At 36.3% G+C, this 21731-nt stretch carries 31 protein-coding genes; 29 read left to right on the top strand and 2 right to left on the bottom strand.

The genetic code is table 11. The features are described 5' to 3' along the window. Positions 1 to 120: 120 nt before the first annotated feature. Entirely contained in the window at positions 121 to 801 is a 681-nt protein-coding gene (locus tag ASG38_RS09735; RefSeq protein WP_056069856.1) for a hypothetical protein, read from the bottom strand. Between the two features lie 185 nt (positions 802 to 986). Between ASG38_RS09735 and ASG38_RS09730 the strand changes: the two genes are divergently transcribed. The 17 genes from ASG38_RS09730 (at position 987) to ASG38_RS09655 (ending at position 13437) form a co-directional block, all read left to right on the top strand. Continuing rightward, positions 987 to 1670, top strand: coding sequence for an ABC transporter ATP-binding protein (locus tag ASG38_RS09730; protein WP_056069853.1), 684 nt, complete (start codon positions 987 to 989; stop codon positions 1668 to 1670). 72 nt (positions 1671 to 1742) lie between these two features. Next, positions 1743 to 2315 carry a cob(I)yrinic acid a,c-diamide adenosyltransferase gene (locus ASG38_RS09725; RefSeq protein WP_056071393.1) on the top strand — a complete coding sequence of 191 codons (573 nt, stop codon included), beginning with the start codon at positions 1743 to 1745 and terminating at the stop codon, positions 2313 to 2315. Between the two features lie 187 nt (positions 2316 to 2502). Beyond that, positions 2503 to 2724: a DUF2795 domain-containing protein gene (locus ASG38_RS09720; RefSeq protein WP_022828503.1), complete on the top strand. Its 222-nt coding sequence runs from the start codon at positions 2503 to 2505 to the stop codon at positions 2722 to 2724. A gap of 87 nt (positions 2725 to 2811) precedes the next feature. Beyond that, entirely contained in the window at positions 2812 to 6168 is a 3357-nt protein-coding gene (gene secA, locus ASG38_RS09715) for a preprotein translocase subunit SecA (protein ID WP_056069850.1), read from the top strand. A 158-nt stretch (positions 6169 to 6326) separates the two neighbouring features. Further along, positions 6327 to 6737, top strand: coding sequence for a nuclear transport factor 2 family protein (locus ASG38_RS09710; RefSeq protein WP_056069847.1), 411 nt, complete (start codon positions 6327 to 6329; stop codon positions 6735 to 6737). A 107-nt stretch (positions 6738 to 6844) separates the two neighbouring features. After that, positions 6845 to 7204 carry a DUF4180 domain-containing protein gene (locus ASG38_RS09705; RefSeq protein ID WP_056069845.1) on the top strand — a complete coding sequence of 120 codons (360 nt, stop codon included), beginning with the start codon at positions 6845 to 6847 and terminating at the stop codon, positions 7202 to 7204. 120 nt (positions 7205 to 7324) lie between these two features. Then, positions 7325 to 7747 carry a hypothetical protein gene (locus tag ASG38_RS09700; protein ID WP_056069842.1) on the top strand — a complete coding sequence of 141 codons (423 nt, stop codon included), beginning with the start codon at positions 7325 to 7327 and terminating at the stop codon, positions 7745 to 7747. Beyond that, positions 7737 to 8108, top strand: coding sequence for a glyoxalase (locus tag ASG38_RS09695; RefSeq protein ID WP_056069838.1), 372 nt, complete (start codon positions 7737 to 7739; stop codon positions 8106 to 8108). Before ASG38_RS09700 ends, ASG38_RS09695 begins: the two co-directional genes overlap by 11 nt. A gap of 278 nt (positions 8109 to 8386) precedes the next feature. After that, on the top strand, positions 8387 to 8701 hold the full coding sequence (locus ASG38_RS09690) for a helix-turn-helix transcriptional regulator (protein WP_056069836.1): 315 nt from the start codon (positions 8387 to 8389) through the stop codon (positions 8699 to 8701). A 48-nt stretch (positions 8702 to 8749) separates the two neighbouring features. Next, complete coding sequence (locus ASG38_RS09685) at positions 8750 to 9328, top strand: Crp/Fnr family transcriptional regulator (RefSeq protein ID WP_056069833.1); 579 nt, start codon at positions 8750 to 8752, stop codon at positions 9326 to 9328. Positions 9329 to 9421: 93 nt separating this feature from the next. Next, positions 9422 to 9646: a 4-oxalocrotonate tautomerase family protein gene (locus tag ASG38_RS09680; RefSeq protein WP_056069830.1), complete on the top strand. Its 225-nt coding sequence runs from the start codon at positions 9422 to 9424 to the stop codon at positions 9644 to 9646. Positions 9647 to 9656: 10 nt separating this feature from the next. Beyond that, complete coding sequence (locus tag ASG38_RS09675; protein WP_056069828.1) at positions 9657 to 10403, top strand: SDR family NAD(P)-dependent oxidoreductase; 747 nt, start codon at positions 9657 to 9659, stop codon at positions 10401 to 10403. Positions 10404 to 10421: 18 nt separating this feature from the next. Continuing rightward, positions 10422 to 10799, top strand: a complete 378-nt coding sequence (locus tag ASG38_RS09670) for a nuclear transport factor 2 family protein (protein ID WP_056069825.1) — start codon at positions 10422 to 10424, stop codon at positions 10797 to 10799. Between the two features lie 3 nt (positions 10800 to 10802). Next, positions 10803 to 11879 carry a nitronate monooxygenase family protein gene (locus ASG38_RS09665; RefSeq protein WP_056069822.1) on the top strand — a complete coding sequence of 359 codons (1077 nt, stop codon included), beginning with the start codon at positions 10803 to 10805 and terminating at the stop codon, positions 11877 to 11879. A gap of 73 nt (positions 11880 to 11952) precedes the next feature. Then, entirely contained in the window at positions 11953 to 12105 is a 153-nt protein-coding gene (locus ASG38_RS17705) for a hypothetical protein (RefSeq protein WP_157486136.1), read from the top strand. 267 nt (positions 12106 to 12372) lie between these two features. Continuing rightward, a complete protein-coding gene (locus tag ASG38_RS09660; RefSeq protein WP_157486135.1) occupies positions 12373 to 12621 on the top strand; it encodes a hypothetical protein in 249 nt (82 codons plus the stop codon). Between the two features lie 24 nt (positions 12622 to 12645). Continuing rightward, positions 12646 to 13437, top strand: coding sequence for a DUF3667 domain-containing protein (locus ASG38_RS09655; protein WP_056069815.1), 792 nt, complete (start codon positions 12646 to 12648; stop codon positions 13435 to 13437). A gap of 82 nt (positions 13438 to 13519) precedes the next feature. Here the strand turns inward: ASG38_RS09655 and ASG38_RS09650 are convergent, their stop codons facing one another. After that, a complete protein-coding gene (locus ASG38_RS09650) occupies positions 13520 to 14449 on the bottom strand; it encodes a hypothetical protein (RefSeq protein WP_056069812.1) in 930 nt (309 codons plus the stop codon). A gap of 157 nt (positions 14450 to 14606) precedes the next feature. Between ASG38_RS09650 and ASG38_RS09645 the strand changes: the two genes are divergently transcribed. The 12 genes from ASG38_RS09645 to ASG38_RS09590 all read left to right on the top strand — a co-directional run bounded on the left by ASG38_RS09645 (position 14607) and on the right by ASG38_RS09590 (position 21593). After that, positions 14607 to 15020 carry an ester cyclase gene (locus ASG38_RS09645; protein ID WP_056069809.1) on the top strand — a complete coding sequence of 138 codons (414 nt, stop codon included), beginning with the start codon at positions 14607 to 14609 and terminating at the stop codon, positions 15018 to 15020. A 225-nt stretch (positions 15021 to 15245) separates the two neighbouring features. Then, positions 15246 to 15572 (top strand): helix-turn-helix transcriptional regulator, encoded by a 327-nt coding sequence (locus tag ASG38_RS09640; RefSeq protein ID WP_056069806.1) that lies wholly within the window; start codon positions 15246 to 15248, stop codon positions 15570 to 15572. 54 nt (positions 15573 to 15626) lie between these two features. After that, positions 15627 to 16097, top strand: a complete 471-nt coding sequence (locus tag ASG38_RS09635) for a DUF6428 family protein (protein ID WP_056069803.1) — start codon at positions 15627 to 15629, stop codon at positions 16095 to 16097. 134 nt (positions 16098 to 16231) lie between these two features. Continuing rightward, positions 16232 to 16648, top strand: a complete 417-nt coding sequence (locus ASG38_RS09630; RefSeq protein ID WP_056069800.1) for an arsenate reductase ArsC — start codon at positions 16232 to 16234, stop codon at positions 16646 to 16648. A 180-nt stretch (positions 16649 to 16828) separates the two neighbouring features. Continuing rightward, positions 16829 to 17419 carry a hypothetical protein gene (locus ASG38_RS09625; protein ID WP_056069798.1) on the top strand — a complete coding sequence of 197 codons (591 nt, stop codon included), beginning with the start codon at positions 16829 to 16831 and terminating at the stop codon, positions 17417 to 17419. 235 nt (positions 17420 to 17654) lie between these two features. Further along, positions 17655 to 17855 (top strand): hypothetical protein, encoded by a 201-nt coding sequence (locus ASG38_RS09620; RefSeq protein ID WP_056069795.1) that lies wholly within the window; start codon positions 17655 to 17657, stop codon positions 17853 to 17855. A 667-nt stretch (positions 17856 to 18522) separates the two neighbouring features. Beyond that, on the top strand, positions 18523 to 18873 hold the full coding sequence (locus ASG38_RS09615) for a hypothetical protein (RefSeq protein WP_056069792.1): 351 nt from the start codon (positions 18523 to 18525) through the stop codon (positions 18871 to 18873). A 29-nt stretch (positions 18874 to 18902) separates the two neighbouring features. Then, the gene (locus tag ASG38_RS09610; RefSeq protein ID WP_056069789.1) at positions 18903 to 19274 is read left to right on the top strand and encodes a hypothetical protein; all 372 of its coding nucleotides are present in this window, start codon (positions 18903 to 18905) and stop codon (positions 19272 to 19274) included. After that, positions 19275 to 19766, top strand: coding sequence for a hypothetical protein (locus ASG38_RS09605; protein WP_056069786.1), 492 nt, complete (start codon positions 19275 to 19277; stop codon positions 19764 to 19766). Between the two features lie 26 nt (positions 19767 to 19792). Further along, positions 19793 to 20251 carry a GNAT family N-acetyltransferase gene (locus ASG38_RS09600; RefSeq protein ID WP_056069782.1) on the top strand — a complete coding sequence of 153 codons (459 nt, stop codon included), beginning with the start codon at positions 19793 to 19795 and terminating at the stop codon, positions 20249 to 20251. A gap of 93 nt (positions 20252 to 20344) precedes the next feature. Continuing rightward, positions 20345 to 20944 (top strand): N-acetylmuramoyl-L-alanine amidase, encoded by a 600-nt coding sequence (locus tag ASG38_RS09595; RefSeq protein ID WP_056069778.1) that lies wholly within the window; start codon positions 20345 to 20347, stop codon positions 20942 to 20944. 76 nt (positions 20945 to 21020) lie between these two features. Next, the gene (locus ASG38_RS09590; protein ID WP_056069775.1) at positions 21021 to 21593 is read left to right on the top strand and encodes a hypothetical protein; all 573 of its coding nucleotides are present in this window, start codon (positions 21021 to 21023) and stop codon (positions 21591 to 21593) included. The last annotated feature ends 138 nt before the right edge of the window (positions 21594 to 21731 follow it).

The following is a 21731-nucleotide window of genomic DNA, read 5'->3' as shown; positions in this document are numbered from 1 at the left end:
TCACATAAATTTATCAAATATTTAATTTTCAACCTGTTAATCGTCAGTTAAAGCTATCACAAATAAAAATGGCTGTTCTAAACGAACAGCCATACCTAACTCAAACCAATCTAAATGTGATTATTCCTTTGCTTTTTTATTTTCTTCTGCTTTCGCCCCCATTCTTTCCCATTTGAATTTTGGAGCAAATTTGAATTTCAACTCGGCAATTTTCAAATTGTCTTTAGAAGAAAGTCCTTCTTTTTCAACTTTATTCTTATGAGCATCCAAAGCCTCATACATTGCCTTTATTTCATCGAAATCTTCTCTTGAATACGTATCCTTATTTTTATCAAACTCATTGTAAAAATCATTATACACTCTCAAGATATTGTCCTTGTTTACCCATGAAAAATCCATGTCTTCGCCTATTTTTCCCGCTCCAAAATAAGCATCTCTCAACAACTGTTTTCTGTTGGCAGGATTTGCGGCCTGGGCTTCTTTTTCGGCTTGTGCTTCAGCCTCTAATTTTGATTTTAAACCGGCATATTTTGCTTTTGACTTTTCAAGTCTGGCTTCAGCATTTGCCTTGTCTTTCATTTCTGCAAGTGCAGCTTCCGCATCGGCTGTTTTCTGGTTATAAGAAACCTCTATCGATTGCCAGTTTGCTTTCGCATCGGCTACAGCAACATTGGTTACAGAATCTACATATTTCTCATAAGCATCTACTGTTTTTTCAGCCTGCTTTTCATTTTCGCTTTTACATGAGGCAAAAGCAACTGCAATAATTGCACTTCCTAAAAATAGATTAATCCTTTTCATAATTGGTGGTTTTAATTAAAAATTGGTTTACATAAATTTAGTTATAAAAAATTATTTACACATTTTTAGTTAAAATATTATGATTAATTTAATACAAAAGGCCGGAATTATTAATTTCGTCTTAAAATCTTAAAATGAATTCGCTTTTGCAAAAATTCATTACTTTTAGGGCTCAAATTAAAGCTATGTCATTAATCAAGATAACCAATATAAAAAGAGACTTTGTACTTGGAAATGAAATTATCCATGTTTTAAAAGGAATTGACCTTAACATCAATAAAGGAGAATATGTTGCGTTAATGGGACCTTCCGGTTCCGGAAAATCTACTTTAATGAATATTCTGGGCTGTCTTGACACTCCAACATCAGGGCAATATATTTTGAACGGAAAAGATGTAAGCCAGATGAGTGATGACAATCTGGCGGAAATCCGTAACAAGGAAATAGGATTTGTTTTCCAAACGTTCAACCTTCTGCCCCGAACAACTGCTCTTAATAACGTGGCCTTACCTATGATTTATGCCGGATACTCCAAATCGGAACGTTCTGCAAGGGCTGAAGAAGTCTTAAATCAGGTAGGATTAAAAGACAGGATGGACCATGAACCGAATCAGCTTTCGGGAGGGCAAAGACAGCGTGTTGCTGTGGCAAGAGCCTTAGTCAACAGACCATCTATTATCTTAGCGGATGAACCGACAGGAAATCTTGACAGTAAGACTTCTGTAGAAATCATGAATCTTTTCAATGAAATCCATGCCAATGGAAACACAGTAATTCTGGTTACTCACGAAGAAGATATTGCCGCCTATGCCCACAGAATCATAAGACTTCGCGACGGCATTGTAGAAAGTGACAAACCAAACAAATAACTTTTCTGCAGTATGATTCGCAGTTCAGGTTATTGGACTGTGCTTTACAGAAATTTAAAAAATTGCAAAACAATGAAAGTATATACAAAAACCGGAGATAAGGGCACTACAGCCCTTTTTGGTGGCGACAGGGTTCCTAAACACCATATCCGAATCGAAAGTTATGGAACTGTCGATGAGCTTAATTCCTACATCGGACTGATACGTGATCAGGAAATAAACAGCCACTATAAAGATATTTTAATTCGGATTCAGGACAGATTATTTACTGTTGGTGCCATTTTGGCTACACCGCCTGAAAAAGAAATTCTAAAAAACGGAAAACCAAGGTTAAATATTCCAAAAATAACCGAGACCGATATTGAATTGCTTGAAAATGAAATTGATGACATGGAAAGCGCTCTGCCACCCATGACGCATTTCGTACTGCCTGGCGGACATACAACTGTGTCATATTGTCACATTGCACGCTGTGTTTGCCGTCGTGCAGAACGACTTTCAGTCCATTTAAACGAGCAGGAACCTACAGATGAACTTGTTATTAAGTACTTAAACCGACTTTCTGACTACCTTTTTGTACTGGCACGAAAGTTGTCCTACGACCTTAAGGCCGATGAGGTAAAATGGATTCCTGAAAAGCAGTAATCCAAACGAGCTGAATCGAAACGTCAGAAGGCAATAGCGGTTAAAAAACAGGATAAAAATCCGAAACCGCATAATCCGGTCTGGAAGCCAGAAAAAACGTTCTTGACTTTTTTAAAATAAATACAATTTTACTTGACTATTTCAGTAAAAAAATTATTTTTGCATAAAACTATTAAATCGATATCAGATGTATTGGACATTAGAATTGGCATCCTATTTAAGTGATGCGCCGTGGCCTGCAACCAAAGACGAACTTATCGACTATGCTATTAGAGCTGGAGCACCCTTAGAAGTAGTGGAAAACCTTCAGTCCATAGAAGACGAAGGTGAGATCTACGAATCAATGGAAGAGATATGGCCTGACTATCCAACTGACGAAGATTATCTTTGGAACGAGGATGAGTATTAAAAATAATAAACACAATGAAAAAGTCTCAATAGAGGCTTTTTTTTTGCTTAAATTTGCAACATTTTATAAATAGAAATATAACAACCCATGAGTTTCATCAACAGCATATTAAAAGCTTTTGTAGGTGATAAATCGGAAAAGGATGTAAAAGCCATCATGCCGATTATCGCGAAGATAAAAGCACACGAAGAAACATTAGCTGCTCTTTCGCACGACGAATTAAGAGCAAAAACTATTTACTTCAAGGAGAGAATTAAGGAAGCACGAGCTGAGAAAGATGCAAAAATTGCCTCTTACAAACTCGAAGTAGAGAAAACACAAGACATTGATGCCCGAGAAGACATCTATGCTTCAATCGATACTTTGGAAAAAGAAGCTTACGATATTTCCGAAAAGACCTTGATGGAAATCCTTCCTGAAGCTTTTGCCGTTGTAAAAGAAACAGCCAGACGATTTAAAGAGAATACGCATGTAACAGTAAAGGCAACACCAAAAGATCTGGAACTTTCTGCTACGAAAAGCTATATCACTATCGAAGGCGATAATGCAATATGGGCTAATAGCTGGAATGCCGCAGGAAAAGAAATTACCTGGGACATGATTCACTACGACGTTCAATTAATTGGAGGAGCCGTACTTCACCAGGGTAAGATTGCCGAAATGCAAACGGGTGAAGGTAAAACATTGGTTGCTACGCTTCCGTTATACCTGAATGCACTTACAGGAAATGGTGTTCACCTTGTAACCGTGAACGACTACCTTGCAAAACGTGATAGCGCATGGAAAGCGCCTCTTTTCGAATTCCACGGACTTACGGTAGAATGTATTGATAATTACCAGCCAAACTCTGAAGGAAGAAGAAAGGCCTATAATGCTGATATTACTTATGGAACAAATAACGAATTTGGTTTCGATTATTTGAGAGACAATATGGCTCATACTCCGGAAGAACTGGTACAGAGAAAACATAATTACGCAATTGTCGATGAGGTCGATTCGGTTTTGGTAGATGACGCCAGAACTCCGTTGATTATTTCAGGTCCGGTTCCTCAAGGTGATCGTCACGAGTTCAACGAACTAAAGCCAAAAGTTGAAAATCTGGTAAACTTACAAAGACAGTTAGCAAACGGGTTTTTAGCAGAATCTAAAAAACAATTAAAAGAAGGCAATACTAAAGAAGCCGGATTTTTATTACTAAGAGCTTACCGAAGCTTACCAAAAAATAAAGCTTTAATCAAGTTTTTGAGTGAAGAAGGGGTAAAACAACTGCTTCAAAAAACTGAAAACCACTACATGCAGGATAACAACCGCGAAATGCACAAGATTGATGAAGCTTTGTATTTCGTGATTGAAGAAAAAAACAATCAGGTTGAATTGACAGATAATGGAATCAAATTCCTTTCCGGAGACACTGACAATGATTTCTTCATTCTGCCTGACATCGGAACTGAAATTGCAAGAATCGAAAAAATGAATCTTGACAAAGATGCTGAAGCCGAAGAAAAAGAAAAACTTTTTCAGGATTTCAGCGTAAAAAGCGAGCGTATCCACACTTTAACGCAGCTTTTGAAAGCTTATACCCTTTTTGAAAAAGATACAGAATATGTTATCATCGACAACAAAGTATTGATTGTTGACGAACAGACCGGACGTATTATGGACGGACGTCGTTATTCTGACGGATTGCACCAGGCAATCGAAGCAAAAGAAAACGTAAAAATCGAAGCGGCTACCCAAACATTTGCTACCATTACATTACAGAACTATTTCAGAATGTACAGTAAACTGGCAGGTATGACCGGTACGGCAGTTACGGAAGCAGGCGAATTATGGGAAATCTACAAATTGGATGTTGTTGAAATCCCAACCAACAAGCCAATCGCCAGAAAAGACAAAGAAGATTTAATTTACAGAAGTACCCGTGAAAAATTCAATGCGGTAATTGAAGATGTTACCCAGCTTTCTGCTGCCGGAAGACCGGTATTGATTGGTACTACTTCTGTTGAAATATCAGAATTATTGAGCCGTATGCTCAAGATGAGAAACATTCCTCACAACGTACTTAACGCTAAAATGCACAAGCAGGAAGCGCAAATCGTTGAAGAAGCTGGTAAAGCCGGAGTTGTAACCATTGCTACCAACATGGCAGGTCGTGGAACGGATATCAAGCTTTCTCCAGAAGTAAAAGCTGCCGGTGGTTTAGCCATTGTTGGTACGGAGCGTCACGATTCGCGTCGTGTTGACCGTCAGTTGAGAGGTCGTGCCGGACGTCAGGGAGATGTGGGTAGCTCACAATTCTATGTTTCTCTTGAAGATAACCTGATGCGTTTATTCGGTTCAGAAAGAGTTGCTAAAGTTATGGACAGACTTGGTTTAAAAGAAGGCGAAGTAATCCAACACTCTATGATGACAAAATCTATCGAAAGAGCACAGAAAAAAGTAGAAGAAAACAACTTTGGTGTACGTAAGCGTCTTTTGGAATATGATGACGTTATGAACGCCCAACGTGAAGTAGTTTACAAGCGTCGTCGCCATGCTTTGCACGGAGAGCGTCTGAAAGTGGATATTGCCAACATGATGTATGACACTTGCGAAGTGATTGTTGAGGCGAACAAAGCGTCTAATGATTTCAAAAACTTCGAATTCGAATTGATTCGCTATTTCTCTATTACCTCTCCGGTAAACGAAGCTGATTTCGCAAAAATTTCAGCTCAGGAACTGACAGGAAAAGTATACAAGTCGGCTTTGGAATTCTATAATGAAAAAACCGCAAGAAGTGCAAGAGAAGCCTACCCTATCATCAAGAATGTTTTTGAAAACGAAAGCAACCAGTTCGAAAGAATCGTTGTTCCGTTTACTGATGGAATCAAAACCCTTAATGTCGTAACCGACCTGAAAAAGGCATACGAAACGGAAGGAGCTCAATTGATAAGCGATTTCGAGAAAAACATCACGCTTGCAATTGTTGATGAAGCCTGGAAAAAGCACCTGCGCAAAATGGACGAATTGAAACAGTCTGTTCAGTTAGCAGTACACGAACAAAAAGACCCTTTATTGATTTACAAGTTCGAAGCTTTCAACCTGTTTAAAAACATGATTGACAATGTCAATAAAGAAGTAATCTCTTTCTTATTCAAAGGAGACCTGCCACAACAGAACAATCCTGAAATCCACGAAGCAAGAGAAGTTGCCCGTCCAAAAGAAAACTACAAGACTTCAAAAGACGAGATTCCAAATACTGACGAAGCTGCTGCTGCAAACCGTGAAGCCGGACAAACACAGAGACCTCAGGTGACGGAAACTATCGTACGTGATATGCCAAAAATCAACCGTAACGACAATGTTACCGTGAAGCATGTCATGAGTGGCAAAACCGAAACTATGAAATACAAAAAGGCAGAAAGTCTTTTGGCTTCTGGTGAATGGGTTATAGTGAATGAGTAAATTTTAGATTTGAGGTTTTAGATTTCAGATTTGAGACTTTCGACTTTAGACTTTTGACCTTAGACTAAAAACTTAGACTTTAGAATATAAATCCCCGATTGCAAATTGCAGTCGGGGATTTTTTATATTTGATGGATATAAAATTGCTATCTACTATTATGGATTCTACCACTACACAAGAAACATTACACACAATCCAAAACTATCTTGGAGCGCTTGGCCAAAGAGATTTAGAAAAACTACTGACTTACTTTCCTGAAAATGTAGACTGGTTGGTGCCGGGAAATGAAGAAGTGGCTCCCTGGCTCGGAAAGAAAAGCACTAAAAAAGAAGTTAAAGCCTTTTTTGAATTATTATGGGCTAACACAGAACCTTTAGGTGCTAAAATCGACCACATTTTGGCAGAAGATAATCATGCCGTAGTAACAGGTGAATTTTCTTCCCGAATGACCAAAACCGGAAAAACATATGAAAGTTTATTTTCTATACATTTCACGATTGAGAATGGCTTAATTATTCGCTATCGTTTGTTGGAGGATAGTTATGGGCTTGTAAAGGCTTTGAGTTAATAATTTTTGATTTGAGATTTTTGATTTTAGGTTTATAGAAGATAAAAATCTCCGAATGTAAATTTCAGTCAGGGATTTTTTTATATTTGGAAAACATCCTCATGATTATGAAAATAAAAACGCATACCTTAAAAGACACCCACATAGCCGAAATAATTTCAGATGGTGAAATAATCAAAACCTCAGATGACGGACTGGATTTGCTTGGCAATTTGTATTATCAGGGTTTTGACAAAATCATAATCTATGAGAAAAACATCACTTCGGCTTTTTTTGACCTGAAAACAGGAATTGCGGGCGAAATACTCCAAAAATTTTCAACCTATCGTGTCCGTCTTGTCATTGTGGGAGATTTCAGCAAATATGAGAGTAAAAGCCTGAAAGATTTTATTTTTGAAAGTAATAAAATGGGACAGATTTATTTTCTCTCTTCTTTATCTGAAGGCTTGGAAAGATTTTCAAAATAAACAATCTTTAACTTAAAAAATAAAAATATGCTAATTGACACGTTTTGGAAATTGCTCCTTAAAACCATAGGATTATGGTTATTATTTAGTTGCATTTCTGTAGTCCCTCAATTTTTTTCAATGATTTCTTCTATCAATGGAAGTATTGATTTTCAAAGCTTGTTATTACTTTTAGTAATGTCTTGTACGACTATCATTATTTTGGTAATTATAATATGGCTATTCCTTTTTAAAACAGGCTGGATTATTGAGAGGCTAAAACTCAAAGATAATTTCAAAGAAGAAAGAATAGATATTACAATCAAAAGCACAACTGTCCTAACTATTTCAATAATTATAATAGGCGCATTAATATTGATAGAAAGCCTGCCAAGTTTTTGTTCAACCCTAATCACCTTTTTGCAACAGAAAGAACTTTTGAAAGATTATCCGCAAACAGGATGGCTTATTTATCATTTTATAAAAATCATAATTGGTTATCTTCTTCTGACAAATGCAAAGAATTTCACTAAATTTATAGAAAAAGAAAGTCATGAAAATTAAAACTACTTCAATTCGTCCGTTCATCGGAGCTGAAAATTTTGAAATATCCCGTAGCTTTTACAAGGATTTAGGTTTTGAAGAAGTCGTATTGTTTCCTAATATGTCTTTTTTCAAAACACAGGAAGGTTTAGGGTTTTACTTGCAGGATGCTTACGTAAAAGATTGGATAGACAATACGATGATTTTTTTAGAAGTAGAAGATGTACAGGCCTGTTGGGACAATCTTTTGTCCTTAGACCTTACTTCAAAATACAAAAATGCAAAACTCGTTCCTATCCGCAATCACGATTGGGGTAGAGAGTGTTTTCTTCATGACCCGTCGGGCATATTATGGCATTTTGGCGAGTTTTTTAAGTCATAGTTTCATTATAATAATTAAACCATGAAACAATCCGGCTGATACAAATCACCTCTATAGACGACTGACCAACAGAGCAACCCATTAAAAACAAAAACCCGAGAGACAGGGTGTGTTATTTTTTAGATCCTGACGAACACATTAGTGCTTTTGCTCAATTATTTACCCGCTAACCATAACCATTCATTAAAATAAACATTAAAACATTTGTGATACCGAAAAGTTGCATTTAAATTTGCAACCAATTAGTTGCTTCTACTGATTATCAAATTAAGACAATAATGAGAAGAGATATTTTCCAGGCTATTGCTGACCCCACAAGACGAGCCATTATCGCCATGATTGCTTTACAGCCCATGACCCCCAATGCCCTGGCAGAACATTTTGACACTACACGTCAGGCTGTCTCAAAACATCTTAAAATATTGGCTGAATGCGAATTGGTAAAACCAGAACATCAAGGCAGGGAAATTTATTACCAGCTTGAAATCGACAAGATGAAAGAAATAGACAAATGGCTCGAACAGTTCAAAAAAATCTGGGAAAGCCGTTTCAGCCAACTGGATGATTTATTGGATACAATAAAAGAACAATAGTATAGCAATTTCAAAAACAAAGGTCATATCCATAATAAACATATTAAAATGGAAGGCAAGGAAATCTTAAAACAGCATATTGCAAAAACTGCTTCCTTATCAGAAGAGGAGTTTGAACATTTCTTTTCGCATTTCAAAGCTGAATCTTTTAAAAAAGGTCAGGTTATTGTCAACGAGGGTGACGATGTTGACAAAGAATATTTTGTCCTTTCCGGCTGCCTGAAAACGTTTTTCATGAACGACAACATAAAAATGCATATCCTTCAATTTACGATGCCTACCTGGTGGACGTCAGACTATGCCGCTTTATACAACAAAACCAAAGCCACCATCACTATTGACTGTATTTCAGACGCTGAAGTCCTTTCAATTACTAATGAAGCCAGAGAGAAATTATGCAGTGAATTGCACCAGGCCGAATATTTTTTCAGATGGCGAACCAATAAAGGTTATGTCGCAGCTCAAAAAAGACTTCTTTCTTTCATGAATAACGATGCCAAGACCCGATATGAAGAACTCCTGGCACTCTACCCTGCCCTCTATAATATGGTTCCGAAGCATCTGATTGCGGCCTATCTGGGTGTTTCAAGAGAAACCCTGAGCAGGTTGTACAATTCTTCAAAATAGCCTGCTACGGAATGTGACCTATGTCACTCATCCTTCCTAAAATTCCTTCTTTCCTTTGTACTATAAATTAATAACTATTTAAAGTACAAGACCATGCCCTATGTAAAAATTGAAGTAACCCGCGAAGGCGTTACACGAGAAAAGAAACAGCAATTGATTGCCGGCGTAACAAATCTCATGAGCGATATATTAGGCAAAGACCCCAATCTTACTCATATAGTCCTACAGGAAATAGAACTTGACAATTGGGGCTTTGCCGGAGAACAAGTTTCGGTTCTCCGTGAAAAAGGTATAACAGCACAAAAAAACAATTCTTAAATCAGTAACAATGAAAACAAAAACAGCAATAATAACAGGTGCATCAACCGGAATTGGAAAATCTATAGCAAAGTTATTTTTAGAAAAAGGATATAATGTGGTAATCAATTCTGCGAATGCAGCCAATCTTGAAAATGCTCAAAAAAAATTGGGACATAAAGAAAGTCTCGTTTCTGTAACGGGAGATATAAGCGATATATCGGTAGGAAAACAACTTATCGAAACAGCGATCAAACACTTTGGAAGTGCAGATGTTTTGATAAATAATGCCGGAGTTTTCCAACCCAAACCTTTCCTGGAAGTGGAAGAAAAAGATTTAGACCGTTTTTTAGACATCAACCTGAAAGGAACTTTTTTTACAAGTCAGGCCGCCATCAGGCAAATGCTTACTCAAAACGGAGGAGCTATTATTAACATCGGTACCGTATTGGTTGACCATGCCATTGACGGTTTTCCGGCAACCGCCCCCATTTCAAGCAAAGGTGGCATTCATGCACTTACGAAACAGCTTGCTGCTGAATTTGGAAGAAATAATATTCGTGTCAATACTATAGCGCCAGGGATAATACGAAGTCCATTGCAATCAAAAATAGGAGTTGCTGATGCTGATCATCTGGCAGGATTACATCTGCTCAACCGTATTGGCGAAACACAAGACGTAGCAGAACTGGCCTTATATCTTGCTGAAAGTAATTTTGTAACCGGAGAAATCATCAATCTGGATGGCGGTCATGTAGCCGGACATCGCATCGCTTAATCACTAAAAATAGAAAAGATGAGAAATATAAACGAAGGCAGAAAACTGATAACTTTCGTACTGGAAGATTATTTTAATGGTATTTTTGTAGGTGACATCAATTTACTCCGAAGTGTTTTCCACCCGATGGCATTTTTATCGGGCGATATAAATGGCGAACTCTATTTTAAAACACTGGAACAGTATTTAGAAGGTGTAAAAAACCGCAAAAGTCCGAATGAATTGGGAGCCAAATTTGGTATGGAAATAATATCCATAGAAGTCATCAACACTATTGCCGTTGCGAAAACCCACGTTCCTATTTTTGAATACAATTATTACGACCTGCTCAGCCTGTCTTTGATTGACGGAAAATGGGTTATCGTTAACAAACTATTGACACACGTAAAGGAATAAATCATGTGGAATAAAACCAAAATAACAGAATTACTAGGCATCCAATACCCGATATTGCAAGGTCCTATGGGTGGTGGTTTTTCGACTGCAGAACTTCTTGCCACCGTTTCCAATGCAGGCGGATTAGGGAGCTTTGGAGCCTATACTCTATCTCCTGAAGAGATTAGAGAAGCTGGAAAAGCCATAAAAACAAAAACCGATAAGCCTTATAATATTAATTTATGGGTATCTGATGTAGATAAAAGTCTGGCTGATTATCCAAAAGAATCTTTAGACAAGGTAAAGGCACTATTTAAGCCTTATTTTGACGAATTGAATATTCCATTGCCGGAATTATCAACAGACATTCCTTCCAAATTTGAAAAACAGGTAGAAGTTTTGTTTGAAATTCGCCCGGCTGTGTTTAGTTTTATATTTGGCATACCTTCCCAAGAAATTCTTGCAGAAGCACGCAGGCTGGGCATCAAAACAATAGGTGCAGCAACAACACTCGATGAAGCATTGGCATTAGAAGAAGCCAGAGTTGATGCCATTGTAGCTTCCGGATTTGAGGCCGGAGGCCATCGTCCATCTTTTCTTAGACCGGCTCAGGATTCTCAGACCGGACTCTTTACACTTATTCAGCAACTAAAAGCAAAAACAATTACACCTATCATTGCTGCCGGAGGAATTACAGATGCCAAAGGTATTGCCGCGGCACTGATGCTGGGAGCAGATGCTGTTCAGTTAGGCACTGCTTTCCTTGTTACTGACGAATCAGGCGCTACTCCTCTACATAAAGAGGTATTGCTTTCCGGCTGTCCAAAACATACAGTTCTTTCAAAATCACTCACAGGAAGAATGGGCAGAATGGTTGCCAACAAAATAGCTGACGAAGTAAAATTTGAAACTGAAGTATTACCTTTTCCTTTACAAACCAAATTGATAGCGCCTTTAAGAATAGCTGCTCTGGCACAAGGAAGAACAGACATGATCAACTTTTGGTCTGGACAAAACACTGCAACCTTAAAATATCATAAGGCTGATGAATTGATGAAGGATTTAATTACAGAAACTAATAAGTTACTCAAAAATAGGTAGGTAATCCTATTTATTTTACATTTAAAATATTTTTTTTATTTTTATAGCTATAAACATCTAAAATTTATAAGCCATGAAAAATTTAATAACTAAAAAAAGTTTATTGCTATTTGTTTCTGGAATAGTATTGGTTTTGACAACTTTATTTACTTCAAATAAAGTAAATAAAATTTCTGACACTAAGTATTTGACTCCTGCTCAGTACGAACAGAAATATGGGAAATAATGTTTTAAATAAACAATAAAAACTCTTGATCGTATTTTGTGAATCGCTACATGACATACTGTTTCAATGGGCATTAATAAATAAATATAGAAAAAGACTACCAAAAAAGGTAGTCTTTTTCTTTTTGGCATATTTGTCGAACGATATAATTGCTATCGATACTAATCCATTTAATTTAGAAATAATAATCCCCACTAGCAATTGCAATTGGGGATTTATTATATTTGGCATGTTTTTAACATAATGCAAAAACAACATTCCAATCTTATGAAAACCAACAAACTCTCTGAATTAACCCTGGAAGAACTGTACAAACAAAAAAATACACTAAAAAGTGTCCTGATTGCATTCAGTATCGTAATGCTTATAGCATGTGCCGGACTTTTTTTCGTGGCTATCAAGAGTAAGAATTATGCACTTATTGCCATTATTCCGGGTTGTATGCTAACGATGCTTCCAAATTATATTCGCTTTGGCCAACTTAATACAGAAATCAAATCGCGAAACTCCAAATAATAACTTCCAACATATTTTATAAAAATGGAAAACAATTGCCTGAACTGCAGCCGTCCTATAACTGAAAATTTTTGCAGCAACTGCGGACAAAAAAAATACAAAAGGATTGACCGTAAATACCTGATTGATGAAGTGCAATATCTGGCCGTACATACCAATAAAGGTTTTTTCTATTCCTTAAAAAATGTTGCCAGAAACCCTGGAAAAACTGCAAAAAAATTTATCGATGGCGATAGGGTTAACCATTACAAACCTATTCTACTGGCCTTTGTATTGAGCGGTATTTCTGCCTTCCTTTCCTTTAAAGTCATCAAGTCAGATGTAATAATGGAAAAGTACATGCAACAAATCTATGGAGAACAGAAATTACCTATGCTGGGAATGCATGATGCAATGTCTATATTGTCATCCTATAGCTCAATAATCATGTTACTATTAATTCCGTTGGCTTCGATTGTAACAGCACTGGTATTCAAAAAATGGGGAGAGAATTATTACGAACATGTAATTATGAACACCTATACTTTGGTTTACTATACTATCCTTTCCATTGTTGTTTTCTTTCCAATCTTATACCTGTTAAAAGATACGCCTACTATGTTTGTGACTTTCACCTCACTCTCAACGTTCCTTGCTTATCCGTTTATTATGGTATGGTTTTATAAGGAATATTATACACAAAAAAGCATCGGTGATATTATTCTTAAAGTACTATTAGCCTTAGGAATAGGAATTGTAATTTACATGATGATCATTTTTGGTATGGCGATATGGATGGTTATGAATAATCCGGAAATGTTTATTCCTAAAAAATAATACGCAAGTTTTGCATAAATAAAAAAGCGGGCTTCCTTTAAAGGAAGCCCGCTTTTTTATTTATTATTTTTTTAAAATTTTCTTAAAAGAAATACGGACCAGCCCATTCACTGCTGTCATTGCCTGTACAATTGGCTCTTACATAAAAAGCCCTCCAATTACAGAACATATTTGAAATAGATATGCCGGTTGTAGAAGTAACAAAAGTATTTCCTTCAGCAGGATTATCAGTAGCTCCCTGAACGATAGAAATCGTATAACTTTGTGGCGTACCAGCTAAATAGCTCCATGAAAAAGCTCTGGTTGCGGTACCACTATTACAACTTCCTGAAACAATCCAACTTGACAAATTAGTAGGTTTCGGACATCCATTCATTGTTGTATAGCTGAATTTGACAAAAGGAGTCTTTTCACCCGATGCACAATAAGAACGTACATAAAAATCGTAGGTTGTTGAAGCCTGAATTCCTGTTAGAGTTTTTGAAGAGGTTCCGAAAGAAGTAGTTGCTTTGGTTCCGGTTCCTAAAGTAAATCCTACCGGTCCATATTCCACTTCGTAATATTCTGCATATCCGCCTGAATAGGTAAATTGAAGGTCAATCTCATTCGGATATAATTGACCAAACTGTACTGAGGTAGTTCCTGTACATTGACTGGCTTGTGTTGTAACACTTGAAAGTTTATAAGGGGTGCTGTTTTCTGTGTCGCTACAAATTCCGGTAATATAAAAATCATAAGTTGTAGAAGGAACCAGTCCGGTAACTTCGATCTGGGTATTTGAAGTTACTACAGATGTTCCTGTTCCTTGTCTGAATCCGGTAGGACCATATTCTACCTTAAAAGAATTGGCATTAGTACCGCCAGTAAAGTAAAGCGTTACCGCAACCGGGGTAGTAGAAAAAGTAACCGATTCTACTTTTCCGCAATTTGAACCGCCATCATCTCCGCCGGAACATCCCATCAAAAGGACAAATAGAAACAGCGTTGCAAAGGCTGTAATTTTAGTTTTCATTAGTTCGTTTTTTTAGTTAGTTTGTTAAAAATGCGCGGCAAGATAGCAACATTTTAATTCTCGTAAAAATATTTTGGCAAGATTCGTAAGGAGGCTATATTTGATAAATTTTTAAATTATTAATTGCTCAGATAGAGCGTAAAAACAGACAATAAGAATGGCAAACGAAACATTGATACGGGAATTCATGCAACGTATCTGGAACGAAAAAAAATTGGAAGACATCCCTAAATATCTGGCGCCGGAATACACCATACACCTTGACAATGCAGACCCCTGGGAAGGCAAAACGTTGAACCATGACGAATTTGCAACACGACTGCATCATACCTTTGGTCCATTTCCTGATATTCATTTCGACATCAGGACGGCCATATCAGACGGCAATGTGGTCGCCATCACCTGGATTATGACCGGAACAAATACCGCCCAAATAGGCGAATGGCCTGCAACGAACAGAAAGATAGAAGCACAAGGCATGACGTTTTATCATATCCAAGATGGAAAAATTGCAGGACATACACAGGCCTATGACAGAACGAGTATTATGAAGCAATTGGGATTTATTTGATAGCTATTAAGGCTCTGAGCTTTTAAGTTGTGTATCTCATGTGTAAAAAGGAAAAAATTATTGAATATAACTCATTGTGTTTTCTTGGGGTATTATAAACTTTCTCATAATTATTAAATGTCGTTTGGGAAACATCTCACTCATTAAAACCTCTTTTAAAAAAAAGTAAAAAAATATATTTTCAGAAATTATTTATCGTAATATTGCAATATTAAATTATAAAAAATGGGAGCAACTAAAACAGAACATTTTACAGACAAGCAAAATCAAATAGCTACCATAGCCAAAGCATTGGGACACCCCGCAAGAATTGCCATTATTGAATATCTGGCAAAAGTAAATGAATGCATTTGTGGCGACATTGTCAATGAGCTTCCTTTGGCGCAACCAACGGTTTCGCAACATTTGAAAGAATTAAAAAATGCCGGAATCATCAAAGGAAGCATTGAAGGAAACACAATCTGCTATTGCATCGATGAAAAAACAATTGAGATTCTAAACACCTACTTTTCTCAAATTGTGCAAACCGTCACAAAATCAAAATGCTGTTAGGCATTTTTTTGTTAATCTATATCGCAATATTGCATTAAACAAATAAATAAAACTATGAAACTATCAGAAGTAAAACAAATTCTTCCCACTCTCGAAAATGTAGAATTCCAATTAGAAGACGGAACATTTGTACCGGAACATTTTCATGTTACCGAAGTAGGTATGATTACTAAAAATTTTATCGACTGTGGCGGTACTATCCGAACAGAAAAAGTCGTCAACTTTCAACTTTGGAATGCAGACGATTACGAACACCGGCTAAAACCAGATAAACTGCTTACCATCATTAAACTTTCGGAAGAAAAACTGGGCATTGGAGATTTTGAAATTGAAGTAGAATACCAAAGCACCACCATTGGCAAATATGACCTGGAGTTTAACCAAAAAACATTTGTATTGAAAAACAAAACTACGGCCTGCCTGGCACAGGATGCCTGTGGTATTCCATCAGAAAAACAAAAGCTTAATTTATCTGACCTGCGTGCAAACAGCTCAGGCTGTTCACCCAATTCGGGCTGCTGTTAATAATATGAAACAAAAGCTTATCAAATATAAAAAGCCCATAATCATCACCACGTCAGTAATAGTGTTGCAATTAATTTTTGGTTTCGACGCAAAATTCTGCATCATCAACATCATCTGGCTATTAGTTTAAACTTATGACAAAAAAAATACTCGTGCTCTGCACAGGAAACAGTTGCCGAAGCCAGATGGCCGAAGGCTATCTAAGGTATTTTGCCGGTAACAAAGCTGAAATTTATAGTGCCGGAATCGAAACCCATGGCGTAAACCCAAACGCTATCGCCATCATGAAAGAAGACGGTATTGATATTTCTGCCCATACTTCCAACCACATCGACGAATACAGCCACATCAACTTTGACTTTATAATCACCGTTTGTGACAATGCCAATGAAAGTTGCCCAATCTTCCTCTCCAAAGCAAAAAAATTCCATCACAATTTTCCTGACCCGGCAAAAGCTGTGGGTACAGACCACGAAATTACAGCACAGTTTAGAACAATAAGGCAAAGCATAAAGGAATACTCCCAGAATTTTGTTGCAGAAAATTTGTAGCCGGCAGATTATATAGAAATAAAAATCCTCAATTGTAGATTGCAGTTGAGGATTTTTTATATTTGATACGATTTATAATACAAATACTTTCAAACAATTATAATTTTCGTACTTGGAAGTTGGCAAATCCATGTGTTATAAGCAAACCATCACGAATATGACATACAAATTATCTAAAATATGAACAAAATAATTCTCGGTTTTCTTTTGGGTGTTTTAACATCCTTTTTAATTCTGTACCATATTACTTGGCGAGAACTTATTTCTCCCGAGATATTAAAAGTTGGATTTGCAACTTTTCTCGCACTTTTAGCTGGTTTAATTGCCTTGTATCAAGTAAAAGCAAATGTGATATCAAGTGCTCGAATAAAGTGGATCGAAGAATTTAAAACAAATGTTAGTGAATTTATAGCTTTTTCCAACGAATGCTTGTTTGCTTATGATCTGCATGCGAAAAAAGGTGAAGATAATGAAACAGAATATTTTAACAAATATTACGAAGCAACGGTTAAAGCTCATATTTTTGAAAACAAAATAAGAATCAATCTCAATCTAAATGAAGTATTACACAATGCTATTGACGAAGACTTAGACCGAATAAAAGAAATTATGATGCATGAAACTAAAGGCTTAAAAGAAAAGGAAGAGTTAGTCTCACAAGAATTTAATCGGCTTGCAACTCATACAAGTCAAATGATAAAGTTAGAATGGGAAAAATCAAAGAAAATGTTTTATTCTAGATGGTGGGAGAAATTAAATGATGAAAATTAATTCGGGCTGCTTACAACACTCGTTTGGCAAGATTGCGAATCTTGTAGTAAATTCACGTTTATGTTCCAAGAAATTTTATCTTACCAAACAACACAAAACCTTAAAAAAATAAATAAATCACAAACGGTAAAACTCTCTTTAGCGTTTTCTTTTTTCAGCAAATCACTTCCTGTCAACCTACTATATGACAACATTTTAAAAATAATATCTCACCTTTGTTTTCAAATAATTACACATGAAAACAGCAGACCAAAGCCACATAAATCTTTTCGAATTTACCACACCTAACAGCTTACAAAAAAGCCTGAATTATATACTATTCAACTACCTCAACCAAAAAAATCTAATACTACCCGATAACTTCCAAACCATTATCGAAGATTTTTATTTTCTTCTTACCTATCTACAAGAAATCGAAGAAAACTCGAGTAAATAAGCACCCAGCCTTATGACCTTTTGACTTTTTAGCTTTCAACCTTTGGACTTCAACTTTCGACTTTCGACTTTCAACCTTATTATCCCTTTCTATTTTTACTACTCTCAAATCACTTACTCTTGCATTTTACCACTTATCCGCTATAGCTACCACTTATTACTTTGCGCTAGGATAATTTACGATTAATAAAAAACTTTGTTTCAGATTAGCCCAAGTCTACGCCCCATTATAATAACTAGAAGCTTCAACAAAAACATCATGTTAAGAATTAATTTCCTATCCAGGCTTACACTCATTTTATGTACATACATAACAGTGGTGCCATGCTTTACAGGAAATAAAATCCCTTTTACTCCTATACAAAAGCAGCCATTAATGCAAAAAGCTGATGTAAAGACGAAAACGGAGATATTATTGGAAAACCTTGCAAAAGTAGACGACACCACAGTCATAAGAATTAAAGAAATGGATTTACAAAATCACAGACCTTCTATAATATCCACAGAAAATGTCTATACACCATCATTTCCAGACAATGGCGCGGCATTATAGAATAAAAAGGCTATTCTGTTTCTGCATTCAAAACAGTTATAACAATCTGAAACAATCCTTTTTCGGGCAATAATTTTTTATAACTTCGCCACATTAGAAAACTTATCTAACAAATATGACACAAACGCTGGAAGATTTAGAAATACCAAAAGAAAAAGTTTATAAAAATAAAATGATTTGGACAGGCACATTCCTTGGTGGGCCTTTAGTAACCGGCTATATGATGGCCGAAAACTTCAAAGCTTTCAATGAGCCAGAAAAAGCAAAAAAAACCTGGATTTATACTATAATAGTTACAAGTGTCATTTTAGGGATTATTTTTTTATTACCGGATGCCCCAAGTCGAATCTTTCCTATAGCCTATTCAGCTATTGCCTATATTCTTGTTCAATTTTTTCAAGAAAAAAATGTCGAAAACCACATATTAGCCTTGGAGGAAAATTATTTAACTGGTGGAGGACAATAGCAGTTTCTGTTATAGGGATAGTGGTTCTAATGGTTCCAATTATTATAGGCTTTTTAGTTTTTGGAGAAGATGTACAGCTTCAATCAAAAACATATGGCCTAACCCACAATGAAGTTGTCTATGACCAGAGTATTACTGAAAGAGAAGTTAACAATGTGGCTCAAGCCTTGAAAAATGCTGCTTTTTTTGACGATGCGTCAACGAGATACGCTTTAGTAAAAAAGATAGAAAACAGCTACGATATATATATTTCTGTCGAAGATGGCGCTACATCGCAATATCCAGTTATACAGGCATTCACTAACCTAAGATCAGATGTTCAAAAATCTTTTCCAAATAACAAAATAATCATCAGCCTGTTTGTTGACGATATTGATAACGTAGTAAAAAAAATAGAATAGATGAAAAAAATAAAAGAACTCATCAATCTGCTATTAGCCGATTTTGACATAGAAAACGAAAACGAAATTTGGGAGAACTTGCAACTGGCTGTCGATAATCCGGAACAATATCTCATAGAAAACGAGGCTGAATGGCTTCTGGAAGCCGACCCTGACGGTGTCATACAGTTTGCCGTTTCAAACGAAATTGGCGAATTTATGATTGTGGGTGATAAAATTGATGAAATCCATGAATTGATTGTTGACGAACTCGATGGTGCACTTCCTCCCTATCCGTATGAAAAAAAACTGAACGCGGCAGATTATATCGAATGGGTTTCTTCAGAACTTCAGAAAGAATTTCCGGAACTGGAACTTATTGAAATTGGCGACAGCTATGCCGATACTATACAGCTAATGCTTGTTTACGGAGAGGACGTGCCACGTATCAAGGAATTGTGTGAAGAATTGAACATTCGTTGCAAAAAGGCAGACGAGATATTAAAATTATAGTTTTACAAAATATACATAAAAGCAAAATGCCACTCTCAAACTATACCCTGGACAATGTAAGCGAACCGGAATATGGAAAAATACTCTCCGTTTGGGAATCGTCTGTAAAAGCCACACATGACTTTCTTATAGAGGAAGATTTTGAATTTTATAAAAACCTCATCCCACAATATCTGGGCGCAGTAACATTAAAAAGCCTGAAAGATGAAAACGGGCAGATTCTTGGATTTATGGGCACAGCAGACGGTAATCTGGAAATGCTCTTCGTTCATGCCGAAGCTCGTGGCCTGGGTGTTGGAAAAATACTTCTTACCCATGCTTTAGAAAATGAAAATATTACCAAAGTAGACGTCAATCGTGACAATACACAGGCCATAGGTTTTTATGAAAAGTTCGGGTTTCATACTGTGGCTTCGTCTGAAGTGGACGGCTGTGGAAAGCCCTATCCTATTTTACATATGATGCTGGCAAAAGATAAAAGATAAAAACCTTTTCTTTAAAATTTATAGCTCTTTTAGCAAATATTTTCATACATTCATCGTTGTAGAGTTAATGCTTTAACCCTAAACTTAAAACGTATGAAAAACACCTGGAAATTTTTAGGAGCAGCCGTGCTCGTTTCTATCTTGTCGTTTACGACACCTGAAAGCAAAAAAAGAATCGTTATTGATGCCGGACATGGAGGGCAAGACATAGGCGCTACTCATGGATTTTATTCTGAAAAACAGATTGTTTCCAATATCGCCAAACAGATAGCTTCTCAAAACAGGAATACTGAAATAGAGATTATTCTAACCCGGGACAATGACGAATTTAGCTCATTGCAGGAAAGAACTGAAAAAATCAACAAACTGCAACCTGATTTGGTAATTTCTTTACACGTAAATAAAAACACCAACGAGGAAGCTAATGGAATAGAAGCCTACGTAAGCGAGCAAAACGAACGGTTTGAAGCTTCAAAAGCACATGCAGAAGAACTGATTTCTGTACTTTCGGACACTAAACTAAGAAGCAGAGGCGTAAAAACCGCACCAATGTATCTGCTAAAAAACACTAAAAGTCCTGCCGTTTTATTGGAATTAGGCTTTCTGTCAAATGCGAATGACAGAAGCTACTTAAGTAGCGATGGCGGACAAAAAGAAATCGCCAAAAAAATATTGGACTATCTGGCACAGTAAAAATGATAAATAAAACCTAAAATCCTCTCACTGCTTACAGTCAGAGGATTTTTAATTTATATTTGAAATAAAAAAAATGAAAAAAATAGTCTGTCTGGCTCTGTTTTTATTGATTTCTGTCAAGAGTTTTTCTCAGAATATGGCTTCATTAAAAGCCAATGCTCAGAAATTCTATAATTATACCGTCAGCCACCAATACGAACAGATGACGGATATGATCTATCCGAAATTATATGATATAGCTCCAAAAGAAGCCCTGCTTGAATCTCTAAAAAAACCTTTTGAGGCCAATCAAGGATTTAAAATCAAGATGGTAGATGCACCTGCTAATTTTACTTTTGGAGACATCAAAAAGATTGGTGACCAGTTTTTTTCTGTAATCAACCATGACAACACCATGCAGATTATTTGGGATGAGGCAATACCCAATTTGGAAATTCAGGAATATATTGATATGTTCAAAAAAGCAATGAAGACTGAAAATGTATCTTATGATCCGGCAATCAAGACCATGAACATTAAGACCGGGGCCAAAATAATTGCCATATCAGACAATCTCACCAAAAAAGAATGGAAATACCTGATTTATAACGAGCAGATTTTTACCCAACTATTTGACGAAAAAATAAAAACCGAACTGGGATTATAAGATAATTTCCTCTTTTGTCCGGTTCAAATGATAGTAATTAAAACTGTACAACTATGGCAAAGAGTCACGACGTTAAGAAAAATGTAAAAAAAGAGCCTGCAAAAACTGCTAAAGAAAAAAAGGCTGAAAAAAGAGACA

This window comes from Flavobacterium sp. Leaf359, from assembly GCF_001423985.1.
In the GTDB taxonomy this organism is placed as follows: Bacteria; Bacteroidota; Bacteroidia; order Flavobacteriales; family Flavobacteriaceae; genus Flavobacterium; species Flavobacterium lindanitolerans.
This window is presented reverse-complemented; position numbering and strand designations above follow the sequence as displayed.